Source organism: Janthinobacterium sp. FW305-128 (assembly GCF_020858135.1).
GTDB lineage: Bacteria > Pseudomonadota > Gammaproteobacteria > Burkholderiales > Burkholderiaceae_D > Janthinobacterium.
Map to the genome: position 1 here is coordinate 166,897 of NZ_JACYMK010000014.1, position 18,197 is coordinate 185,093.

Sequence of the window (18,197 nt, forward strand, 5' to 3'; positions counted from 1 at the left end):
CGCTAAGCAAAATCTTTTTTTGCTCTCTACAACATGGTGAGCATCGGGTGGCGATTCAGCGCTTTTGCCTTCCAGGCGACCCAGACTGGTGGCACATTGCTGAGCACCGCATCCGCTTCTTCCTGACTGCCAAACGCACTAAATACACAAGCACCGGAACCAGTCATCCTGGCCTCACCGTAAGCACCCAGCCATTCTACCGCATCTGCTACCGGCTTGAAAAGACTGCATGCTACTTGCTGTAAATCATTCTTTCCAAACCCGCCCGCATCGTTTCCTTCTGCGAGGTACCTGGAAAAGTCCGCTATTGTGACGGGTTCGGTATTTCTCGTCAAGCCTTCCGCGCAAAAAATTGCGGCGGTCGGCACTTGCACGCCAGGCTCGATCACCACATACCAGCATGCGGGCGTGGCGACGGGCTGCAAGGCTTCGCCCACGCCTTCGGCAAAGGCGTTTTCGCCAAAGATGAAAAACGGAATATCGGCGCCCAGCGGCAAGCCCAGCGCCATCAGTTCCTCGCGCGTCAAACCGGCCTGCCACAGGCGATTGAGCGCCATCAGCGCCGTGGCCGCGTCGGACGAGCCGCCACCCAAGCCGCCGCCCATGGGCAGCACCTTGTCGATGGCGATATCGACGCCGCGCGGCAAGGCGCCCGTGCGGCGCAGCACTTCGGCCTGCAGCAGCCTGGCGGCGCGGATGATCAAGTCCTGCTCTTGCGGCACGCCGGCCAGTTCCGTCACGCGGACAATCGCCGTGTCGTCGCGCAGCGCGAAGTGCAGGGTGTCGCCATGGTCGAGCAACTGGAACACCGTCTGCAGCAGATGGTAGCCATCGGCGCGGCGGCCGTTGACGTGCAAAAAGAGGTTCAGCTTGGCGGGAGCCGGGCAGTTATTCAGGGTCGTCAACGTCATTGTGCTTGAGCCGATGGGGCGGGATCGAGGACGATGCGCAGCGACACGGCATCGGCCTGCGCGCTGGCATTGCGTTCGGCATCGATACGCCGCGGTTGGGGCAAGGCGCCCGGTGTCTTGTCGGCCGCATTTTGCCCTACTTCTTGCCAAGACACATAGCGCAAGCGCCAGCCGTCTTTCGTCGTCACGCTGTCGTTGGCCGGCGAAGCGACGAAGCGCTTGCCGTCGGCGCCCACGGCATACCCTTGCAGCCAGTCGCGCAAGCCCGACACGGGCAAGGACCAGCCCAGCATCTGCGCGCTCAGGGTGTCGACATCGGGCGCGCTGCGCGGCGCCTTGCCGCTTTGCGTCAGCACGGCCTCGCGCGGCGTGACGGCAATCGTCGCCAGCGTGCTGCCGACGGGCGAATACAGGGTCACGTCCGTGCGCTGCGCCGTCTGCTGCCAGTTGAAATTGACGGTGGCCGATTCGGGCTTGTCATCTTTCTGGTACACGACGTTCAGGCGGCCCGTCAGCTCCACCTGTTCGCGGTAGGGTGCGACGGTGTTGGCGGATGGCGCGGCGCCTGACGAGAATGGGGAACTCAGGGTCGAGCAGGCCGAGAGTGACAGGCAGACGAGTGTGAGGGGAAGCAGTTTTTTTAACATGGGTACAAGGAAAAACCAGCGCCAAGGCGCTGGTTTTTTATAGTTGAGTTAATCGATTCAATCACAAACTGACATTCAGGCGCGCCAAGGTGCTTTTCAGCGCCTCGTTTTTCGGGTCCTTGCCTTGCGCCTCGCGCCACAGTTTTTGCGCTTCGGCCTTGTCGCCCTTCTGCCACAGCACTTCGCCCAGGTGGACGGCGATTTCCGGATCGCTGCGCACGGCATAGGCGCGGCGCAGCGCGTTTTCCGCGGCGGCCAGGTTGCCCATGCGGAATTGCACCCAGCCCATGCTGTCCATGATGAACGGGTCGCCCGGCGCCATCTGCAAGGCTTTTTCGATCAGCGCATGGGCTTCCTCGAGGCGCAGGCCCCGTTCGGCCAGCGAATAACCGAGCGCGTTGTACGCGTGCTGGTTGTCGGGCGCCAGCGCCATCACGCGGCGCAGGCTCGCCTCCATCCGCTCGAATTTGTCCATGCGCTCGGCCAGCAAGGCGTAGTCGTACAGCAGCTCCGGATTGTCTGGGAAGCGCAGCAAGGCGTTTTCCAGCACCGTGTAGGCGCTTTGCACATAGCCGGCGTCGCGCAGGAATTGCGCGTCGACCAGCAGCACCTGCGCCTGGCTTGCCGGATCGTCCGTTTCGATTTCCGTCAGCGCCTTGCGCGCCGCATCGAGATTGCCGCCGCGGGCGATCAGCTGGGCGCGGCGCAAGCGCGCCTCGACATAGCCGCTTGATGCGCTGTTGTCGACCTTGTCCAGCCAGGCGATGGCGCCCGCCGTGTCGCCGCGCGTCTCGGCGATCTGCGACAGTATCATCAGGGCCTTGAACGGATCGCGCGTGTCGCCGGGGGATTTTTCGAGCACGGCCAGGAAGCGCTTGAAGTACTGCTCCGCGCCCTTGGTGTCTTCCAGCTGCAGCGCCACGATGCCGAGCGCATACAGGGCGCCCACGTTATCGGGAGCGCTTTTCAACAGCAGCAGGAACTGCTCGCGCGCCGGTTCCAGCTGCTTCTGTTCGACCAGCAGGCGCGCGTATGCGCCGCGCACTTCGACGGCGTCCGGATTCTTTTGCAGGAAAGCGGCCAGCACCTTGCCCGCCGCCTCGGGTTCGCCCGTCACTTGCGCCAGGGTCAGCACGGCCAGCTCGGAGTTTGGCTTGATCGCCAGCGCCTTGTTCGCTTCGCCGATGGCACGGTCACGCTCGCCGATCGACAGGGCGCCCTGCGCCAGCACCAGGTGCGCTTCGAACATGTCCAGGTAAGGCTGCACCAGGCGCGTCACCATCGAATAGGCATACAGCTTGTCATTCGAGCGCGACAAAATCTGCTGCATCTGGAACAGGGCCACGCCCCGTGCGCCTTGCGGCGCATTGGCCAGGCGTTCGGCGAAAATCGGTTCCGCTTCTTCGATCTTGTCCGTCAACACGACAAAGCCGAGGAAGAACTGCGTCGCCTCGTCCGAGTCGGGCGCCAGCTCGCGCCACAGGCGGATGGCCGCCAGCGCCTCGCTGCCCTGCTTGGCGGCCAGCGCCATTTCGGAAGCGCGGCGCGCCAGGCGCGGATCGCGCGTCTGCTGCGCCGCCACCATCATCGTCACATACGGCCCTTGCCACTGGCCGCTCTTGAATTCCATCTCGGCCTTGGTCAGCTTGTACAGCAAGTCGCTGCTCAATTCGACCTTCGGCAGCTCATCGCCGGCGGGCCCCTCCTTGGAGGTGGCGTCCGGCTCCTGCGGCGCGGCGGGCGCAGACGCAGAGGGGCTGGCCGCGGCATCGGCGGGGGCGACAGGCGTCTGTGCCATGGCATGCGTGGCCATCAGGGCGGACAAGGTTACAATGGCGAAAGCGTTTTTCAAAGGCTGATCCTGGCTAAACGGCAAAGTTTGATTCTACGCCCAACGCGGCTATCGCGTACTTCACGTATGTAACGAAATATATGCGTCGTGGCGGCGTAGCCTGCCAGAGCCAGCCCTCAGCCGGCAAGCCGCCTGTTTTTTACCCGGTTTTCAACCATTCGAGCCCTATGCCAGAATTGCCAGAAGTCGAAGTCACACGGCGCGGTGTCGCGCCCCACCTCGAAGGGCGCGCCGTGCGCTCCGTCGTGCTGCGCCGCGACGGCCTGCGCTGGCCCTTCCCTCCTGCCCTGGGCGAACAATTGTCGGGGCAAACCATCGGCCTGACGGGGCGGCGCGGCAAATACCTGCTGATCCACTTCCGCCACGGCACCCTGATCATCCACCTGGGCATGTCCGGCCATTTGCGCGTGCTGCCAACGGGGACGCAGGCGCAAAAGCACGACCATTTCGACCTCGTCGTGGAGGACGCGGACGGCGGCAGCCAGGTGCTGCGCATGACGGACCCGCGCCGCTTCGGCGCCGTGCTGTGGCACGACGAGGCCGACGGCCCGCTGGACGGCCACGCGCTGCTGCGCGGGCTGGGCACGGAGCCGCTCGAAGGCGGCTTCACGGGCCAGCTGCTGTTCGAGAAAACGCGCAACAAGGGCACCAACATCAAGCAGGTGCTGATGGCGGGCGACATCGTCGTCGGCGTGGGCAATATCTATTGTTCCGAAAGCCTGTTCCGTGCGGGGATCAACCCGAAGACGCCGGCCCGGCGCATCGGCCTGGCCCGCTACGAGAAACTGGCGCAGGCGATCCGCGACGTGCTGGCCGAAGCCATCGTACAGGGCGGCAGCACCCTGCGCGACTTCATCGGCGTGAACGGCCAGTCCGGCTACTTCCAGCAGACGTATTTCACGTACAACCGCGCGGGCAAGCCCTGCCGCGTCTGCGGCGCGCCGATCCGGCAAATCGTGCAGGGACAGCGTTCCACGTTTTACTGCGTGAATTGTCAAAAGTAAGCATACTCACAGAGGGAGCCAGATGGTCAGAGACCTGGAACAATACAGCGCATGGCGGCAGGACGTGCAGGCCGCCTTGCAGGCATACCGGCAAGCCGCCAGCGCGGCGGGCCTGGTCGACGGCGCCTCCGCGCTGCGCCTGGCGCGCTGTGGCTCCCGCCTGCTCGATGACCGTTTATCCGTCGCCTTCGTAGCGGAATTCTCGCGCGGCAAATCCGAGCTGATCAACGCCATCTTCTTTGCCGGCTATGGCCAGCGCATCCTGCCCTCGGGCGCGGGCCGCACCACCATGTGCCCCACCGAGCTGCTGTACGACGCGGCCTGGCCGCCATCGATCCGGCTGCTGCCCATCGAGACGCGCGCGCAGAACCTGTCGACCAGCGACTACCGCGAACTGCCCGCCGCCTGGACCGTCCTGCCCCTGAATATCGAAGCGGGCGACGACATGCAGGAAGCCATCCGCCAGGTCAGCCTGACGAAAAAAGTCAGCGTGGAAGAAGCGGCGCGCTACGGCCTGTATGACGCCGGCGATGCGGACGCTCCCGCCATGCTCGACGAGGACGGCCAGGTGGAAATTTCCATGTGGCGCCACGCCATCATCAACTTCCCCCATCCGCTGCTGAAACAGGGCCTGGTCATCCTCGACACGCCGGGCTTGAACGCCATCGGCACGGAACCGGAACTGACCCTGAACCTGATCCCGAATGCGCACGCAGTGCTGTTCATCCTGGCGGCCGACACGGGCGTCACGCGCAGCGACATCGAAGTGTGGCGCAACCATATCGGCGCCGGCGCGGGACGCCTGGTGGTGCTCAACAAGATCGACAGCATGTGGGACGAATTGCGCGGCGACGCCGAGGTGGCGCAGGCGATCGAACGCCAGCAGGCCAGCGTGGCGCACCTGTTGACGCTGGACGCGGGCCAGGTATTCCCCGTCTCGGCGCAGAAGGCCCTGGTGGGCAAGATCAACCACGATGCGGCGCTGCTGGAAAAAAGCCGCCTGCAGGCGCTGGAGACGGCCCTGTTCGAGGAGCTGATCCCCGCGCGCAAGGACATCATCCGGCGCCAGCTGGCGTTCGACCTGGACGCCATCGAAGCGGCGCAGCAGGTACAGGCGGCGGCCCGCGCGCGCGGCATCGCCGAGCAGCTGCATGAACTGCACAGCCTGCGCGGCAAGAACCAGAGCGTGATCGCCCACATGATGCGGCGCATCGACATCGAGAAGAAGGAATTCGACAGCAGCCTGTTCAAGCTGCAAGCGACGCGCGCCGTGTTTACCCGGCTGTCGACGGAGCTGTACACGAGCCTGGGCATGGACATCGTGCGCGACGATATCGACGGCGTGCGCGCCGCCATGCAGCGCAGCCGCTTTTTCACGGGCCTGCGCGAAGCCGTGCGCCAGTATTTCGAGCGTATCGGCCAGAACCTCGACCGCTCGGAAGGCAAGACGGCCGAGATCACGGAAATGATGAACGTGATGTACCGCAAATTCGCCTCCGAACATGGCCTGGCGCTGGCCTTGCCGATGCCGTTTTCGCTGGCCCGCTACCGCCAGGAGATCGCCGACATCGAAGCCGTCTACCATAAGCAGTTCGGCACGGCGACCCTGCTGACCACCAGCCGCGTCGTGCTGATGGAGAAATTCTTCGACACTATCGCCTCGCGCGTGCGACGCAGTTTCACCAACGCCAACGACGATGCCAGCGCCTGGCTGAAAGTCATCATGGCGCCGCTCGAAGCGCAGATCGTCGAGTACAAGGAACAGCTGAAACTGCGCTTTGCCTCGATCCAGCGCATCCACGACGCCACGGGCAGCCTGGAACAGAAAATCGCCGGCTTCGAAGCGAGCCTGGCGGCGCTCGAACGTGACAAGGCGCAGCTGGCGCAATTGCTGGCCGCCTTGCGCACGGCCAGCGCCGCATGAACCCTACGCACTGAATACAACCCTGGAATCCTGCATGAAACGTCTGCTGCATCCGCTCTCGCCCGCCACGGGCGCGGCACCTTTGGAAGATTACGTCGACCCGACTTTTTCCGCCACCGTCATCGCCTGGCAAAAGCAGCATGGCCGCCATGCGCTGCCGTGGCAGAATACGCGCGACGCCTACCTGATCTGGCTGTCCGAAATCATGCTGCAGCAAACGCAGGTCACCGCCGTGCTCGCTTACTACGCGCGCTTCCTCGAACGCTTCCCCACCCTGCGCGATTTGGCCGCAGCCCCGGTGGAAGACGTGATGGCGCAGTGGAGCGGCCTCGGTTACTACACGCGGGCGCGCAACCTGCACAAGTGCGCGCAGCGCGTGGTGGCCGAATACGACGGCGTGTTCCCCAGCGACCCGCTGCTACTGGCCGATCTGCCCGGCATCGGCCGCTCGACGGCGGCTGCCATCTCCGCGTTTTCCAGCGGCACGCGCGCGGCCATCATGGACGGCAACGTCAAGCGCGTGTTTGCGCGCACCTTCGGCATCGACGCCTATCCCGGCGAAAAACGGGTCGAGGAAGCCATGTGGCGCCGCGCCGAGGCGCTGCTGCCTGAAACAGGTATCGAGGCCTACACGCAGGGCCTGATGGACTTCGGCGCCACCCTGTGTACGCGCAGCAGCCCCGATTGCGGCCGCTGCCCGCTGCAGCCGCGCTGCGTGGCCTACGCCACCCATCGGGTCAAAGACTTACCTGTACGCAAGCCGAAGAAAACCAGTCCGGAAAAACATGCCGTCATGCTCGTCATCATCGACGACGGCCAGGTGCTGCTGGAGCAGCGCCCCGGCTCGGGCATCTGGGGCGGCTTGCTGTCGCTGCCGGAACTCGATGGCCACGTGCTGGCCGATGAAGTCACACCGCGCGAGATAGACCAACAGGTACTGGCGCGCGCCGTGGCACCGTTCGGTGAAATCGAAACGCAGGAACGGCTGCTGCCCATTGTCCACGTGTTTACCCACTACAAGCTGCACATCGTCCCCTGCCGCATCACCCTGGCGCGCCGCCTGGCGCTGGCCGGAGAAGCGACGCACGTCTGGTATGACGGCGAGAAAATCGCCGACGCGCCGCTGCCCGCACCGATCAAGAAACTGCTGCTGGACCTGTTCGGCGATACGCGCGCGGCGCAGCGCAGCATGTTCTAGTGCGGCGTTTTTTACTGTTCGCGCTGACGGCGCTGTATTTGCACGGCGTCCAGGCGGCTGACGCGCTGCCGGAGGTACGCATCGGTGTGCTGGCCTACAAGGGCGGCGACGCCGTGCAGCAGGACTGGTCGTACGTGACGCGCCACCTGCAGGCGAGCATCCCCGGCATCCGTTTTACATTGGCAGACTACGACCAGGCGGGCCTGACGCGGGCCGTGCAGGCGCAGGCCATCGCCTTTGCCATCACCAGCAGCGGCCACTACGTGGCGCTCGAACACAGCGACGGCGCCAGCCGCATCGCCACGCTCGAATCGCCGTGGACGGACTCGCCGCGCCAGGCCATCGGCTCGGCCATCGTCGTGCGCAGCGCGTCGCCGCTGCACGACCTGGCCGACCTGGCGGGCAAGAACGTGATGGCGGTGGCGCCCGACGCGTTTGGCGGCTACCAGATCGCGGCGCGCGAACTGCAGGAAGCGGGCATCGATCCCGCGCACGATTTTGCCAGCCTGCGCTACAGCGGCTTTCCTTCGCAGCAGATCGTCGAGGCCGTGCGTGCTGGCCGCATGGACGCCGGCATCGTGCGCACCTGCCTGCTGGAACAGATGGTGGCGCGCGGCGAAGTGCGGGCCGAGGAACTGCGCGTCATCACCACGCGTCCGATTCCCGGTTTTCGCTGCGCCAGCTCGTCGCGGCTGTATCCGGACTGGCCCTTCGTGGCCCTGCGCCAGACGCCGCCCCCGCTGGCAAAAAAAGTGGCGCAGGCCCTGCTGGCCATGCCGCGCACCAGCGAAGGCTACAGCTGGACGGTGCCCAGCGATTACCAGATCGTCGATGAACTGTTCCGCGAACTGCGCATCGGCCCCTACGCCTATTTGAACAAGCTGACGTTCGAGACGGCCCTGCGCCGCTACTGGGGCTGGATGCTGCTGGTGCTGGCCTTGCTGGTGGCCTGGGCCGTGCATACGGTGCGCGTGGAATACCTGGTCAGCCGGCGCACGGAGCAATTGCGCGCGGCGCAGCACCAGCAGCGCGCGCTGGAAGAACAGGCGCGCCAGCGCCAGGCCACGCTCGACCACACGGCGCGCCTGGCCATCCTGGGCGAAATGGCCAGCGCCATCGCGCACGAATTGAACCAGCCGCTGGCGGCCATCGGCAATTTCGCGCGCGGCATGGCGCGCCGCATCGCGGCGGGACGGCTCGACGCGGCGCCGCTGCTCGACGGCGCGCAGGAAATCGCCACGCAAAGCGAGCGCGCGGGCGCCATCATCCGGCACATCCGCGCGATGGCGCAAAAGCGTCCCGCGCACAGCACGGCCTTCGCGCTGGCCGACGCCGTGGAGCAGGCGGTATCGCTGTTCCGCGCGGCCCATCCGCAAGCCAATATCAGCTGGCGTCACGAGGCGGCCAGCGCCGCACCGCGCGTGCTGGCCGACCCGCAGCAGGTGCAGCAGGTGCTGCTCAATTTATTGAAAAATGCGCTCGACGCGCAGGTGGAAAACGACCATCCGCAGCACCCGATCGGCGTGCTGCTGCACCGCGAAAACGGCGCCTGCACGGTGGCCGTGCGCGACGCCGGCTGCGGCCTCGATGCGGCGCAGATGGCGCGCCTGTTCGAGCCCTTCTTTACCACCAAGGCCGAAGGCCTGGGCCTGGGCATGTCCCTCAGCAAAAGCATCATCGAGTCGTTCGGCGGCAGCCTGTCGGCCCATGCCAACGCCGATGCGCCAGGCTTGACGGTCTGGTTCCGCCTGCCCGAAGATACGCATATGGAAGCAGATAAGGAAACACCATGAACGAAAGCGATGCGATCATCTTTGTCGTCGACGACGACGCCGCCATGCGCCGCTCGCTGGCCTATCTGTTCGATTCGGCCGGCTGGCAAGTGCAGACGTTCGAATCGGCGCGCGACTTCCTGCAGCGCTACGAGGGCCATGTGCCGGGCTGCCTGCTGCTCGACGTGCGCATGCCATTGATGAGCGGACTGGAACTGCAGCAGGAGTTGAATAACAGGACCGGACACGCAATATCGCTGCCCGTGATTTTCCTCAGCGGCCACGGCGACCTGGCCATGGCCGTGCAGACGATGAAGGCGGGCGCCTGCGATTTTCTGGAAAAGCCGTGCAAGGACCAGGTATTGCTGGACGCCGTCTCGCGTGCCGTGGCCCGCAGCGTGGAAGAAAGCCGCAGCGCCGCCAGCGCGAATACTGCGCAATCGGCGCTGGCCAGGCTCACCGCGCGCGAGCGCGAAGTGGCGCTGCTGATGGCCGAAGGCAAAGCGTCGAAAGTCATCGCCCGCGAACTGGGCATCAGCGACAAGACGGTGCAGGTGCACCGCCATAACACGATGGAAAAACTGGGCCTGCATTCAGCAGCCGAGATAGCCCGGCTGCTGATGGCGGGTGGGCAAATCTAGGCCCGCACAATGCGCGCCGGCAGCCCCTGCCGCACCGACGTGCCCGAAACGGGATCGACGAACACGTTCTTGTCGCCGCGGCTCGGATCCGTCAAGCCCAGGTCGTTCAGGTTGATGCCCGCGCCGATGGCCGGTTCGTCGGGCTGGCGCAGCTTGCCGATGCGGTGGGCGCGCGCGCCGTGCTCCTTGTGGCCGAAACCGTGCTCGACGGCGATCACGCCGCGCTGCACGCCGTGGCGCAGCATCACCGTGGCCCTGGCCTTGCCGCCCGGCGTCTCCAGATAAATCTGGTCGCCATTTTCCAGCTTCAGGCGCGCCGCATCGTCGGGATGCACGGCGACGGGGTTGTCCGGATGGATGCCGCGCAAGCGCCGCGCGCCGATGCTGTACGAGTTTTGCAGCGCAGATTTAAAACTGATCAACTCGAACGGCCACTCGCTGGCCGGGTAGGTTTTGCGCACGGGCGTGCCGTCGGCGAAAGCCGCCACCCTCCACGCGGGCGTGCCGGGGAAACGCTTGCCGCTCAAGCTGTTCTTGCTCACGCCCAGGCCCTCGTTGTACAGCATCATCGGCTTCAGGTAGCGGTGCGTGGACCAGTCCTGCGGATACGGCGTCTCATCAAGCACCGGCACGGGCGCTGCCGGTGCCTTGGCATTCGCTGGCGGCGGCAGGCGCAGGCCGAACATCTCGCCATAGCTCTGGTAGCGCCCTCCCCGCGCCAGCATGAAGGCCACCTTGCGCCACTCTTCCGGCTTCAGGGTGCGCTCCAGTTCTGGGCGGATGCGCGCCACGCCGGACAGCGCGATATCGTCGTCGCTCGCCTCAGGCACGGCCGTCTTGCCTTGCCAGGCGATGTTGGCGCCGCCGCGCAGATACCAGTCTTCCGCGCGCTGCAGGGGGAAGCGCTGGCCCTCCATGTCCTGCAGGGCTTCCGGGCCGAAGCCGGGCAAGGCCATCGTTTTGGCCAGCGCGATGAAGAACGATTCCATGCAGATGCTCTGGCCGTCCGGCGTCTTTTGCACGCGCGGTTCGACCACGGGCCAGCGCGCCGTGCTCATTTTGACGGGCATGCCGCCCCAGGCGCCGGCCCAGCCCCAGCTTTCATACAGCAAGGTATCGGGCAGCAGGTAGTCGGCAAACGCCGAGCTTTCATTGATGAAGGGATCGATGGCGACGATCAGGGGAATCTTCTTCGGATCGGCCAGCTCCTTGCCGATCTGCGCGCGCAAGCCCGTGATGCCGTAGACGGGATTGCAGCTCCACAGGATCAGCGCCTTCAAGGTGTACGGATAGCCGTTCATGGCGCTGGTGAGCCATTCGGTGGCCAGCGCGGGCGCGTTCGGATACCACGGCGCCTTGGCCGGATACGCCTTGCCCGCTTCCTTCTTCAGCTTGAATTCCGAGGTTTTTTCATACGGTACGTTGCGCCCGATGGGCATGCCGGCCGCCTTGATCTCGCCGTCGAAACTCTCGAGGTCGTAGCGCGGGCCGGGGCCCGCATCCTTGAAGCTGCCGCCGTTGATCAGGGTGCCGCCTTTGCGGTTCAAGTTGCCGATCAGGGTATTGAGCATGACCAGCGCATACGCGTTATAAAAGCCGGCGCCCGACATCATGCCGCCGTGCGCATTGACGGCGGCGCGCTTGCCGTGGCTGGTCAGTTCCCGCGCCAGGCCTTCGATGATGTCAAGTGGGATGCCGCAGGCGCTGGAATAGTCCTCCATGCTGTGGCGCTGCGCTTCTTCGTTGAGCATCGTCATGGCCGTCTTCAGATGCAGCGGCGCGCCAGCCACGTCCAGCGGGCCGTCGAAGAACAGGCGCGCTTCGCCCTTGGCGGCATTGTGCGGCATGATCGCTTGCGTGGCCGCGTCGATCACGCAGAACGCGTCGCCATCCTTGTAGCGCTCCTCTTCCGCCAGTTCCACCGCGCCGATGTCCGACGCGCGCAGATAGCGGCCGTCGCGCGGATGGCCCTTCTCGCTGATGATCAGATGCGTGGCGTTGCACCAGGCGGCTTCGCCTGCCGCTTCCGCCACCTTCAGGTTCGGCTGCACGAGGAAGTTGCGGTCATAGCGTTCGTGCTCGATGATCCAGCGGATCATGGCCATGGCCAGCGCGCCATCCGTGCCCGGCTTGATCGGCACCCAGCGGCTGCGGTCGCCCGCGGCCAGGCTGTCCGCATTCGTCAGCACGGGGTCGACGACGACGTAGCTGAAGTCGCGCTTGCCCGAACGGGCTTTCGCGATCAAGGTGCCCTGGCGCTTGAACGGGTTGCCCGCATTGCCGGGCGCCGTGCCGACGAAGATGCAGAACTCCGTGTTTTCCAGGTCCACTTTCGCATGCGGCATTTTCTTCATGTCGCCGAACATGGCGCCCGAGCCGCTGCGGTAGGCGCCGCCGCAATACGAGCCGTGGTTGACCAGGTTCAGACTGCCGTACGATTGCTTGAAAAAACGCGTGCCGAACGCCAGGCGGCCATCGTCGGTGCTGCACATCAGGCCCACCTGATTGACTTGCGGACCCAGTTCCGGCTGCGCCGGATCGATCGGTTTTTCCAGCTCGCGCAAGGCGCGCAAGCCCTGCACGTGGCCTTCGCCAAACAGGTCGCCGCCTTCCGTCACTTCCTTGACCAACTGGTCGAAGGCGATCGGCTCCCACTGGCCGCCGCCGCGCGGTCCCACGCGCTTCATGGGCGCCAGCACGCGGAACGGCGACTCCATCTGTTCCAGCACGCCGTTGCCGCGGCCGCAAGCGGTGGAACGTCCCTTCAAGCCCTTTTCCTCGAAACGCGACAGGGAAATGAAGCTCTCGCGTATCGGGGTCTGGTACGGCAGCGCCGGATCGGCCGACAGGGGGCTGTACGGATTGCCCGCCACGCGCAGCACCTTGCCGCTTTTTTTATCCAGGCGCACGCGCACGCCGCAAAACGTGGTGCAGCCCATGCACATGGTGTAGCTGACCTGCTGGTCGGGATTGACCGTCAATTTTCCCGTGGCCGTGTCGACGGAAAACTCGGGCGCCAGCGAATTGCCGTGCAAGCGCTGTACGGGTTTGTCCTTGCCCAGCGCGTGGTCGACCATGCGGCCGGCCGTGGTGGAAAAGCTGGCGGCAAAGGCGGCCAGGCCACCGCCGATGGCGCCATAGCGCAGCAGCTTGCGGCGTTTTTCTTTTTCGTCTTCAGGGACGTCGTTGCGGTCGTCGTTGTGTATTTGATCGTTCATTGTTGACTCCTCAGTGCGTGGCCATGGCGGGACGGCTGCGTGCAGCGACGACGCGTCCGGCCCATGGCAAAAATTCCAGCATCAGCAACAGCAGCGCGATCCACAGGCCGGCCGTGCCGATAATCCCCATCAAGCCGTCGTTCCCCATCGGCAGGTGGTAGTCGTACAGGCCCGCGCCCGTCTTCGGGATGTTCTGCCCGCCGATGAAAATCGTCCAGCGCATCATCCAGGCGCAGTGCAGCGCGATCAGGCCGTTGACCAGGCCACTCGTGGCGGGACGCCAGATGGCCAGGGCCATCGGCACGATCGACGACAGCACGGCCCAGACTGCCGTGAACTGCCATTGCGGCATGCCCGCCACCTGGGTAAAAGCCATGCTGTGGCTGGCGCTTACGCCGGACAGGCTGACGAACAGCCAGCCGCCGCCCAATGCCAGCACCAGCGCCAGCGACAGGGCCAGCGCGCGGTTCAAGGACACTTCCAGCTCCATGTCGCGGCCCGGCAGGAAACGGTTGAACAGCAGCGCCAGGCCTACCGCCCCGACAAAGGCCGTGGCGGCAAATTGCGCCGGCAGGAACGGCGTGAACCACAGTGGACGGGCGCGCACCACCATAACTTCCATGCCCGTGTACAGCCCCACCACGAAGGCGGCGAGCAGGGTGAAGGCGGCGGCGGTGATGATGGCCTGGCGCGATGCGGCGCCGCCACGTCCCAGCAGCCGATAGGCAAAGGCCAGGCGGTCCCGACCCTGCCCCTGCGTGGCGAAGTCCCCGCGCAGCGCCAGCCACGCGTACAGCATCAGACAGCCCAGATACAGGGGGATGAAGAACGAGCCCCACGACATCCACGACTGCGGCTGGAAGTAAATGTAGAAATGGTAGAAGCGGCCCGGCCCGTGCAAGTCGGCCAGCAGCGCCACGGGCGCCGTCATGCCGCAGACGAGAGACGCGAGCAGCGCGATGCGCCCCAGGCGTTCATACGCCTTGCGGCCGAAGACGAAGTACGGCAGGGTCAGCATGAAGCTGCCGTAACTGAGGCCGATGAGGAAAAAATACTGCACCGCCCACGGCAGCCATGCCGCTTCGCGCGTGACGTTGACAATTTCGGTGATGTGGCTGTCCATGGTTTATTTCCCGTGTTTGCTCGGTTGCCAAAGTGTCGCTTCGCCCTCGACGTGGCCGGCGAAGCGCGTGTCCAGTCCCAGGTAAAACACGTGGGGCTGGGTACCCTGTTCAGGCTTGAGCACCTTCACCTTGTTCTCGCTGAGCAGCTGGTGCACCATGCTGTCCGGATCATTGAGGTCGCCGAAGATGCGCGCGCCGCCCACGCAGGTTTCCACGCAGGCCGGCAGCAGGCCTTCGTCGACGCGGTGTGCGCAGAACGTGCATTTGTCGGCCTTGCCCGTCTCGTGGTTGATGAAGCGCGCATCGTAGGGGCAGGCCTGCACGCAGTAGGCGCAGCCCACGCAACGGTCGCCATCGACGACGACGACGCCATCCTTGCGCTGGAAGGTGGCGCCCACGGGACAGACGGGGATGCAGGGAGGATTGGCGCAGTGATTGCACAGGCGCGGCAGCATGTAGGTGCCGCAGCGGTTCTCTTCCTTGACTTCATAGGTCGAGACGACGGTGCGAAAGCTGTTTTCCGGCACGGCGTTTTCCATGATGCAGGAGACCGTGCACGCCTGGCAGCCGATGCATTTCTGCACATCGACCACCATCGCCCAGCGCTGGCCGCCTTCGCCCCTGGTGGCGGCCTTGCCTGGCAGCGGCGCGATGGCCGCCCCAATGGTAACGGCTGGCAAGGCGCGCAAGAAACTGCGGCGCGATTCGATCATGACACTCTCCTTGACGATGGGCGGCAAGCCCTTGTTGACTTGCTGCCATGATAGAAAAGAAGTTGCCGTACGGATATTGGGGTGATCGTGCGGGGACCTAGATGATCATGCCAATTGACAGGATCGACAATGCGGAGTAGGTCAGATTAGCGGGGCCGCCGAGGCGCGCCAGCGCGTAATCCGACAACATTGTTGGCATGAAGTGTCGTGGTATCGCGCAGACATGTCGGATTACGCTGCGCTAATCCGACCTACGTCAGATTCCCCATGACCGCTTGCATAGGTAGGTCGGGTTAGCCGGCACGGCGTAACCCGACATGAAGCGTCGCGGGCATGTCAGTCCACGCAGTGACCGTTACAGCTCGTCGAGCGAATAAAGCCGGCGGTGCTCGCGGATCGCGTAGCGGTCCGTCATGCCGGCGATATAGTCGGCGATCTTGCGCGCCTGCTTTGTCACATCATCGCCGTTGACCTGATAATCGGGCGGCAGCAGGGCCGGTTCGGCCATGAAGCTGTCGTACAGTTCGCGCACGATGCGGCTGGCCTTCACGCGCATGCGGTTGACCTGGTAGTGGCGGTACAGGTTCGCGCGCAGGAAGCGCTTCAGCTCCGTCGCATCCTTGCGCATGGCGTCCGAAAAACGGATCAGCGGCGGACTGGCGCGCACTTCGCTGACGTCGCGCGGCGCGGCGTCGAGGATCAGGGCATTCGACGTGACGATCAGATCGTCGGCCAGGGCCGTGATCAGGCGGCGCAGGGTTTCGTAGATGGCGCGCCGGCCCGACAGGCCGGGAAACGCCTGCTGCACGTCGTGCCACAGGCGGCCGAAGAATTCCACTTCTTCCAACTGCGCGATGGTGATCAGGCCCGAGCGCAGGCCATCGTCGATATCGTGGCTGTTGTAGGCGATTTCATCGGCCAGGTTGGTCAGCTGCGCTTCCAGCGTCGGTTGCGTGCGGTCGATAAAGCGCTGCGCCACGGGACCGAGTTCGCGCGCATGCGCGAGCGAGCAATGTTTTAATATGCCTTCGCGCGTCTCGAACATCAGGTTCAAGCCATCGAAAGCGCCGTAGTGCTCTTCCAGCGTGTCGACCACGCGCAGGCTTTGCAGGTTGTGCTCGAAACCGCCGTGCGCCTGCATGCACTCGTTGAGCACGTCCTGGCCCACGTGGCCGAACGGCGTGTGGCCCAGGTCATGCGCGAGCGCGATGGCTTCGACCAGGTCTTCGTTCAGGCGCAGGTTGCGCGCGATGGAGCGGCCCACCTGTGCCACTTCCAGGCTGTGCGTGAGGCGCGTGCGGAACAGGTCTCCCTCGTGATTGAGGAAAACCTGGGTCTTGTATTCGAGGCGGCGGAAAGCCGAGGAATGGATGATGCGGTCGCGGTCGCGCTGGAACTGGCTGCGCGAGGCGTGCGCCGCCTCGGCAAAGCGACGTCCCTGCCCCTGTGCCGAATGGGCGGCATAGGGGGCTAGCCATCCTTGGGCGAGGGCGTCTTCCGGCGTCATGCCTATTGCACTCCGGCGGCCAGGGTGGCCAGCACCAGTTCGTGCGGCGCGGACGTGATGCACGGGCTGCCCAAGGGTTTCAACAGGATGAACTTGATGGCACCGCCCTCGTTCTTCTTGTCCACTTCCATCAATTCCAGCCAGCGCTCGACACCGAGGTCCGGCGCTTTCACCGGCAGGCCGGCGGCGGCGACGAGCTTGCGCACGCGCTCGACGGCCGCCTGGTCGATATAGCCCATGCGGCAGGACAGGTCGGCCGCCATCACCATGCCGCAGCCGACGGCTTCGCCGTGCAGCCAGTGACCGTAGCCCAGGCCCGCCTCGATGGCGTGGCCGAAGGTGTGTCCGAAGTTCAGGATGGCGCGCAAGCCGCCTTCGCGCTCGTCCTGACGCACGACGTCGGCCTTGATTTCGCACGAGCGGGCGATCGCATAGGCGAGCGCACCCTTGTCGCGCGCCATCAGCTTGTCCATGTTCGCTTCGATCCAGTCGAAAAACGCGGCATCGATGATGGCGCCATGCTTGATCACTTCGGCCAGGCCCGCCGACAGCTCGCGCGCCGGCAGGGTTTCCAGGGTCGAGGTGTCGGCGATCACGGCGCGCGGCTGGTAGAAGGCGCCGATCATGTTCTTGCCCAGCGGGTGGTTGATGCCCGTCTTGCCGCCGACGGAAGAATCGACCTGCGCCAGCAGGGTGGTCGGCACCTGCACGAAGCCGATGCCGCGCATGTAGCTGGCCGCCGCGTAGCCGGTCAGGTCGCCGATCACGCCGCCGCCCAGCGCCACCAGCGTGGTCTTGCGGTCGCATTTATTGGCCAGCAGCGCATCGAAGATCTGCATCAGGCTGGCCCAGTTTTTATATTCTTCGCCGTCCGGCAGGACGATGCAGATCACTTCGCGGCCATCGCTGGCCAGCGCCGCCTGCAGGCGGCCCAGGTACAGCGGCGCGACGGTGGTATTGGTGACGATGGCCACCTTGTGGCCGCTGATATGGCGCAGCAGCGCATCGGCGTCGGCCAGCAGGCCGGGACCGATGGCGATCGGATAACTGCGTTCGTCGAGGTCTACGCTCAACAACATTTTGGATTGCTCGTTCATCGAAGGCTCTGCATGAATGACGCAGTTGGGCGAGGCCTCGCATTCGAGACTGGCCAGCTGCATCAGGATGGTCTGAACCATCGATTGTACGTTAGGACGGCCCGTGTCGATGACAATGTCGGCCACTTCCATGTAATGGGGCTCACGTTGCGCCGTCAATTCTTCCAGCTTCTTGCGCGGGTCGGCCGTCTGCAGCAGGGGGCGGTTCTTGTCGTGGCTGGTGCGCGCCAGGATGTTGCTGACGCTGGCGCGCAGGTACACGACCGTGCCCCGCTCCTTCAGGTAGGCGCGGCTGTCGGCGTTGAGGATGGCCCCGCCGCCTGTGGCCATGACGATCCCTTCCTGGGCGCTCAGGTCGCGGATGACCTCGGCCTCGCGCCGGCGAAAACTGGCCTCGCCCTCGATCTCGAAGATCCACGGGATGGTCGCTCCCGTGCGTGCCTCGATTTCGTGGTCGGAATCGACAAAGCGCAAGCCCAGCTTGCGGGCCAGGATGCGCCCGATCGTGGTTTTGCCTGCGCCCATGAGGCCGACAAGAAAGATATTACTGTTGGAAATTTCGGACACTTTTTATATCAATCAGAAAATA

Annotated in this window: 13 protein-coding genes; 5 read left to right on the plus strand and 8 right to left on the minus strand. The window is 64.9% G+C overall.

Translation table 11 applies throughout. The features are described 5' to 3' along the window. Positions 1-26: 26 nt before the first annotated feature. The 3 genes from ispE to IGS60_RS25770 form a co-directional block, all read right to left on the minus strand. Positions 27-911, minus strand: coding sequence for a 4-(cytidine 5'-diphospho)-2-C-methyl-D-erythritol kinase (ispE, locus tag IGS60_RS25760; protein ID WP_099409282.1), 885 nt, complete (start codon positions 909-911; stop codon positions 27-29). Next, positions 908-1,558 carry an outer membrane lipoprotein LolB gene (locus IGS60_RS25765; RefSeq protein WP_230506592.1) on the minus strand — a complete coding sequence of 217 codons (651 nt, stop codon included), beginning with the start codon at positions 1,556-1,558 and terminating at the stop codon, positions 908-910. Before IGS60_RS25765 ends, ispE begins: the two co-directional genes overlap by 4 nt. A gap of 61 nt (positions 1,559-1,619) precedes the next feature. Further along, positions 1,620-3,410, minus strand: coding sequence for a tetratricopeptide repeat protein (locus tag IGS60_RS25770; RefSeq protein WP_121668339.1), 1,791 nt, complete (start codon positions 3,408-3,410; stop codon positions 1,620-1,622). A 167-nt stretch (positions 3,411-3,577) separates the two neighbouring features. Between IGS60_RS25770 and mutM the strand changes: the two genes are divergently transcribed. Genes mutM through IGS60_RS25795 form a run of 5 tightly spaced genes read left to right on the plus strand, consistent with a single transcriptional unit; the run spans position 3,578 to position 9,949 of the window. Next, the gene (mutM, locus tag IGS60_RS25775; RefSeq protein WP_070221676.1) at positions 3,578-4,414 is read left to right on the plus strand and encodes a bifunctional DNA-formamidopyrimidine glycosylase/DNA-(apurinic or apyrimidinic site) lyase; all 837 of its coding nucleotides are present in this window, start codon (positions 3,578-3,580) and stop codon (positions 4,412-4,414) included. 22 nt (positions 4,415-4,436) lie between these two features. After that, positions 4,437-6,338, plus strand: coding sequence for a dynamin family protein (locus tag IGS60_RS25780; RefSeq protein WP_230506593.1), 1,902 nt, complete (start codon positions 4,437-4,439; stop codon positions 6,336-6,338). Positions 6,339-6,372: 34 nt separating this feature from the next. Continuing rightward, complete coding sequence (mutY, locus tag IGS60_RS25785) at positions 6,373-7,536, plus strand: A/G-specific adenine glycosylase (protein ID WP_230506594.1); 1,164 nt, start codon at positions 6,373-6,375, stop codon at positions 7,534-7,536. Then, complete coding sequence (locus tag IGS60_RS25790) at positions 7,536-9,329, plus strand: sensor histidine kinase (RefSeq protein ID WP_230506595.1); 1,794 nt, start codon at positions 7,536-7,538, stop codon at positions 9,327-9,329. The genes mutY and IGS60_RS25790 overlap by 1 nt, the downstream gene beginning before the upstream one ends. Further along, positions 9,326-9,949, plus strand: a complete 624-nt coding sequence (locus IGS60_RS25795) for a response regulator transcription factor (RefSeq protein WP_230506596.1) — start codon at positions 9,326-9,328, stop codon at positions 9,947-9,949. Before IGS60_RS25790 ends, IGS60_RS25795 begins: the two co-directional genes overlap by 4 nt. Here the strand turns inward: IGS60_RS25795 and IGS60_RS25800 are convergent. The 5 genes from IGS60_RS25800 to aroKB form a co-directional block, all read right to left on the minus strand. Further along, complete coding sequence (locus tag IGS60_RS25800) at positions 9,946-13,167, minus strand: molybdopterin dinucleotide binding domain-containing protein (protein WP_230506597.1); 3,222 nt, start codon at positions 13,165-13,167, stop codon at positions 9,946-9,948. The two genes, IGS60_RS25795 and IGS60_RS25800, sit on opposite strands and share 4 nt — an antisense overlap. 10 nt (positions 13,168-13,177) lie before the next feature. Then, positions 13,178-14,290: an NrfD/PsrC family molybdoenzyme membrane anchor subunit gene (nrfD, locus tag IGS60_RS25805; RefSeq protein WP_230506598.1), complete on the minus strand. Its 1,113-nt coding sequence runs from the start codon at positions 14,288-14,290 to the stop codon at positions 13,178-13,180. A 3-nt stretch (positions 14,291-14,293) separates the two neighbouring features. Continuing rightward, a complete protein-coding gene (gene dsrO, locus IGS60_RS25810; RefSeq protein ID WP_070221683.1) occupies positions 14,294-15,004 on the minus strand; it encodes a sulfate reduction electron transfer complex DsrMKJOP subunit DsrO in 711 nt (236 codons plus the stop codon). Between the two features lie 355 nt (positions 15,005-15,359). Further along, positions 15,360-16,511: a deoxyguanosinetriphosphate triphosphohydrolase gene (locus IGS60_RS25815; RefSeq protein ID WP_230506599.1), complete on the minus strand. Its 1,152-nt coding sequence runs from the start codon at positions 16,509-16,511 to the stop codon at positions 15,360-15,362. A gap of 2 nt (positions 16,512-16,513) precedes the next feature. Then, positions 16,514-18,175, minus strand: a complete 1,662-nt coding sequence (aroKB, locus tag IGS60_RS25820) for a bifunctional shikimate kinase/3-dehydroquinate synthase AroKB (RefSeq protein ID WP_275528113.1) — start codon at positions 18,173-18,175, stop codon at positions 16,514-16,516. Positions 18,176-18,197: the final 22 nt, after the last annotated feature.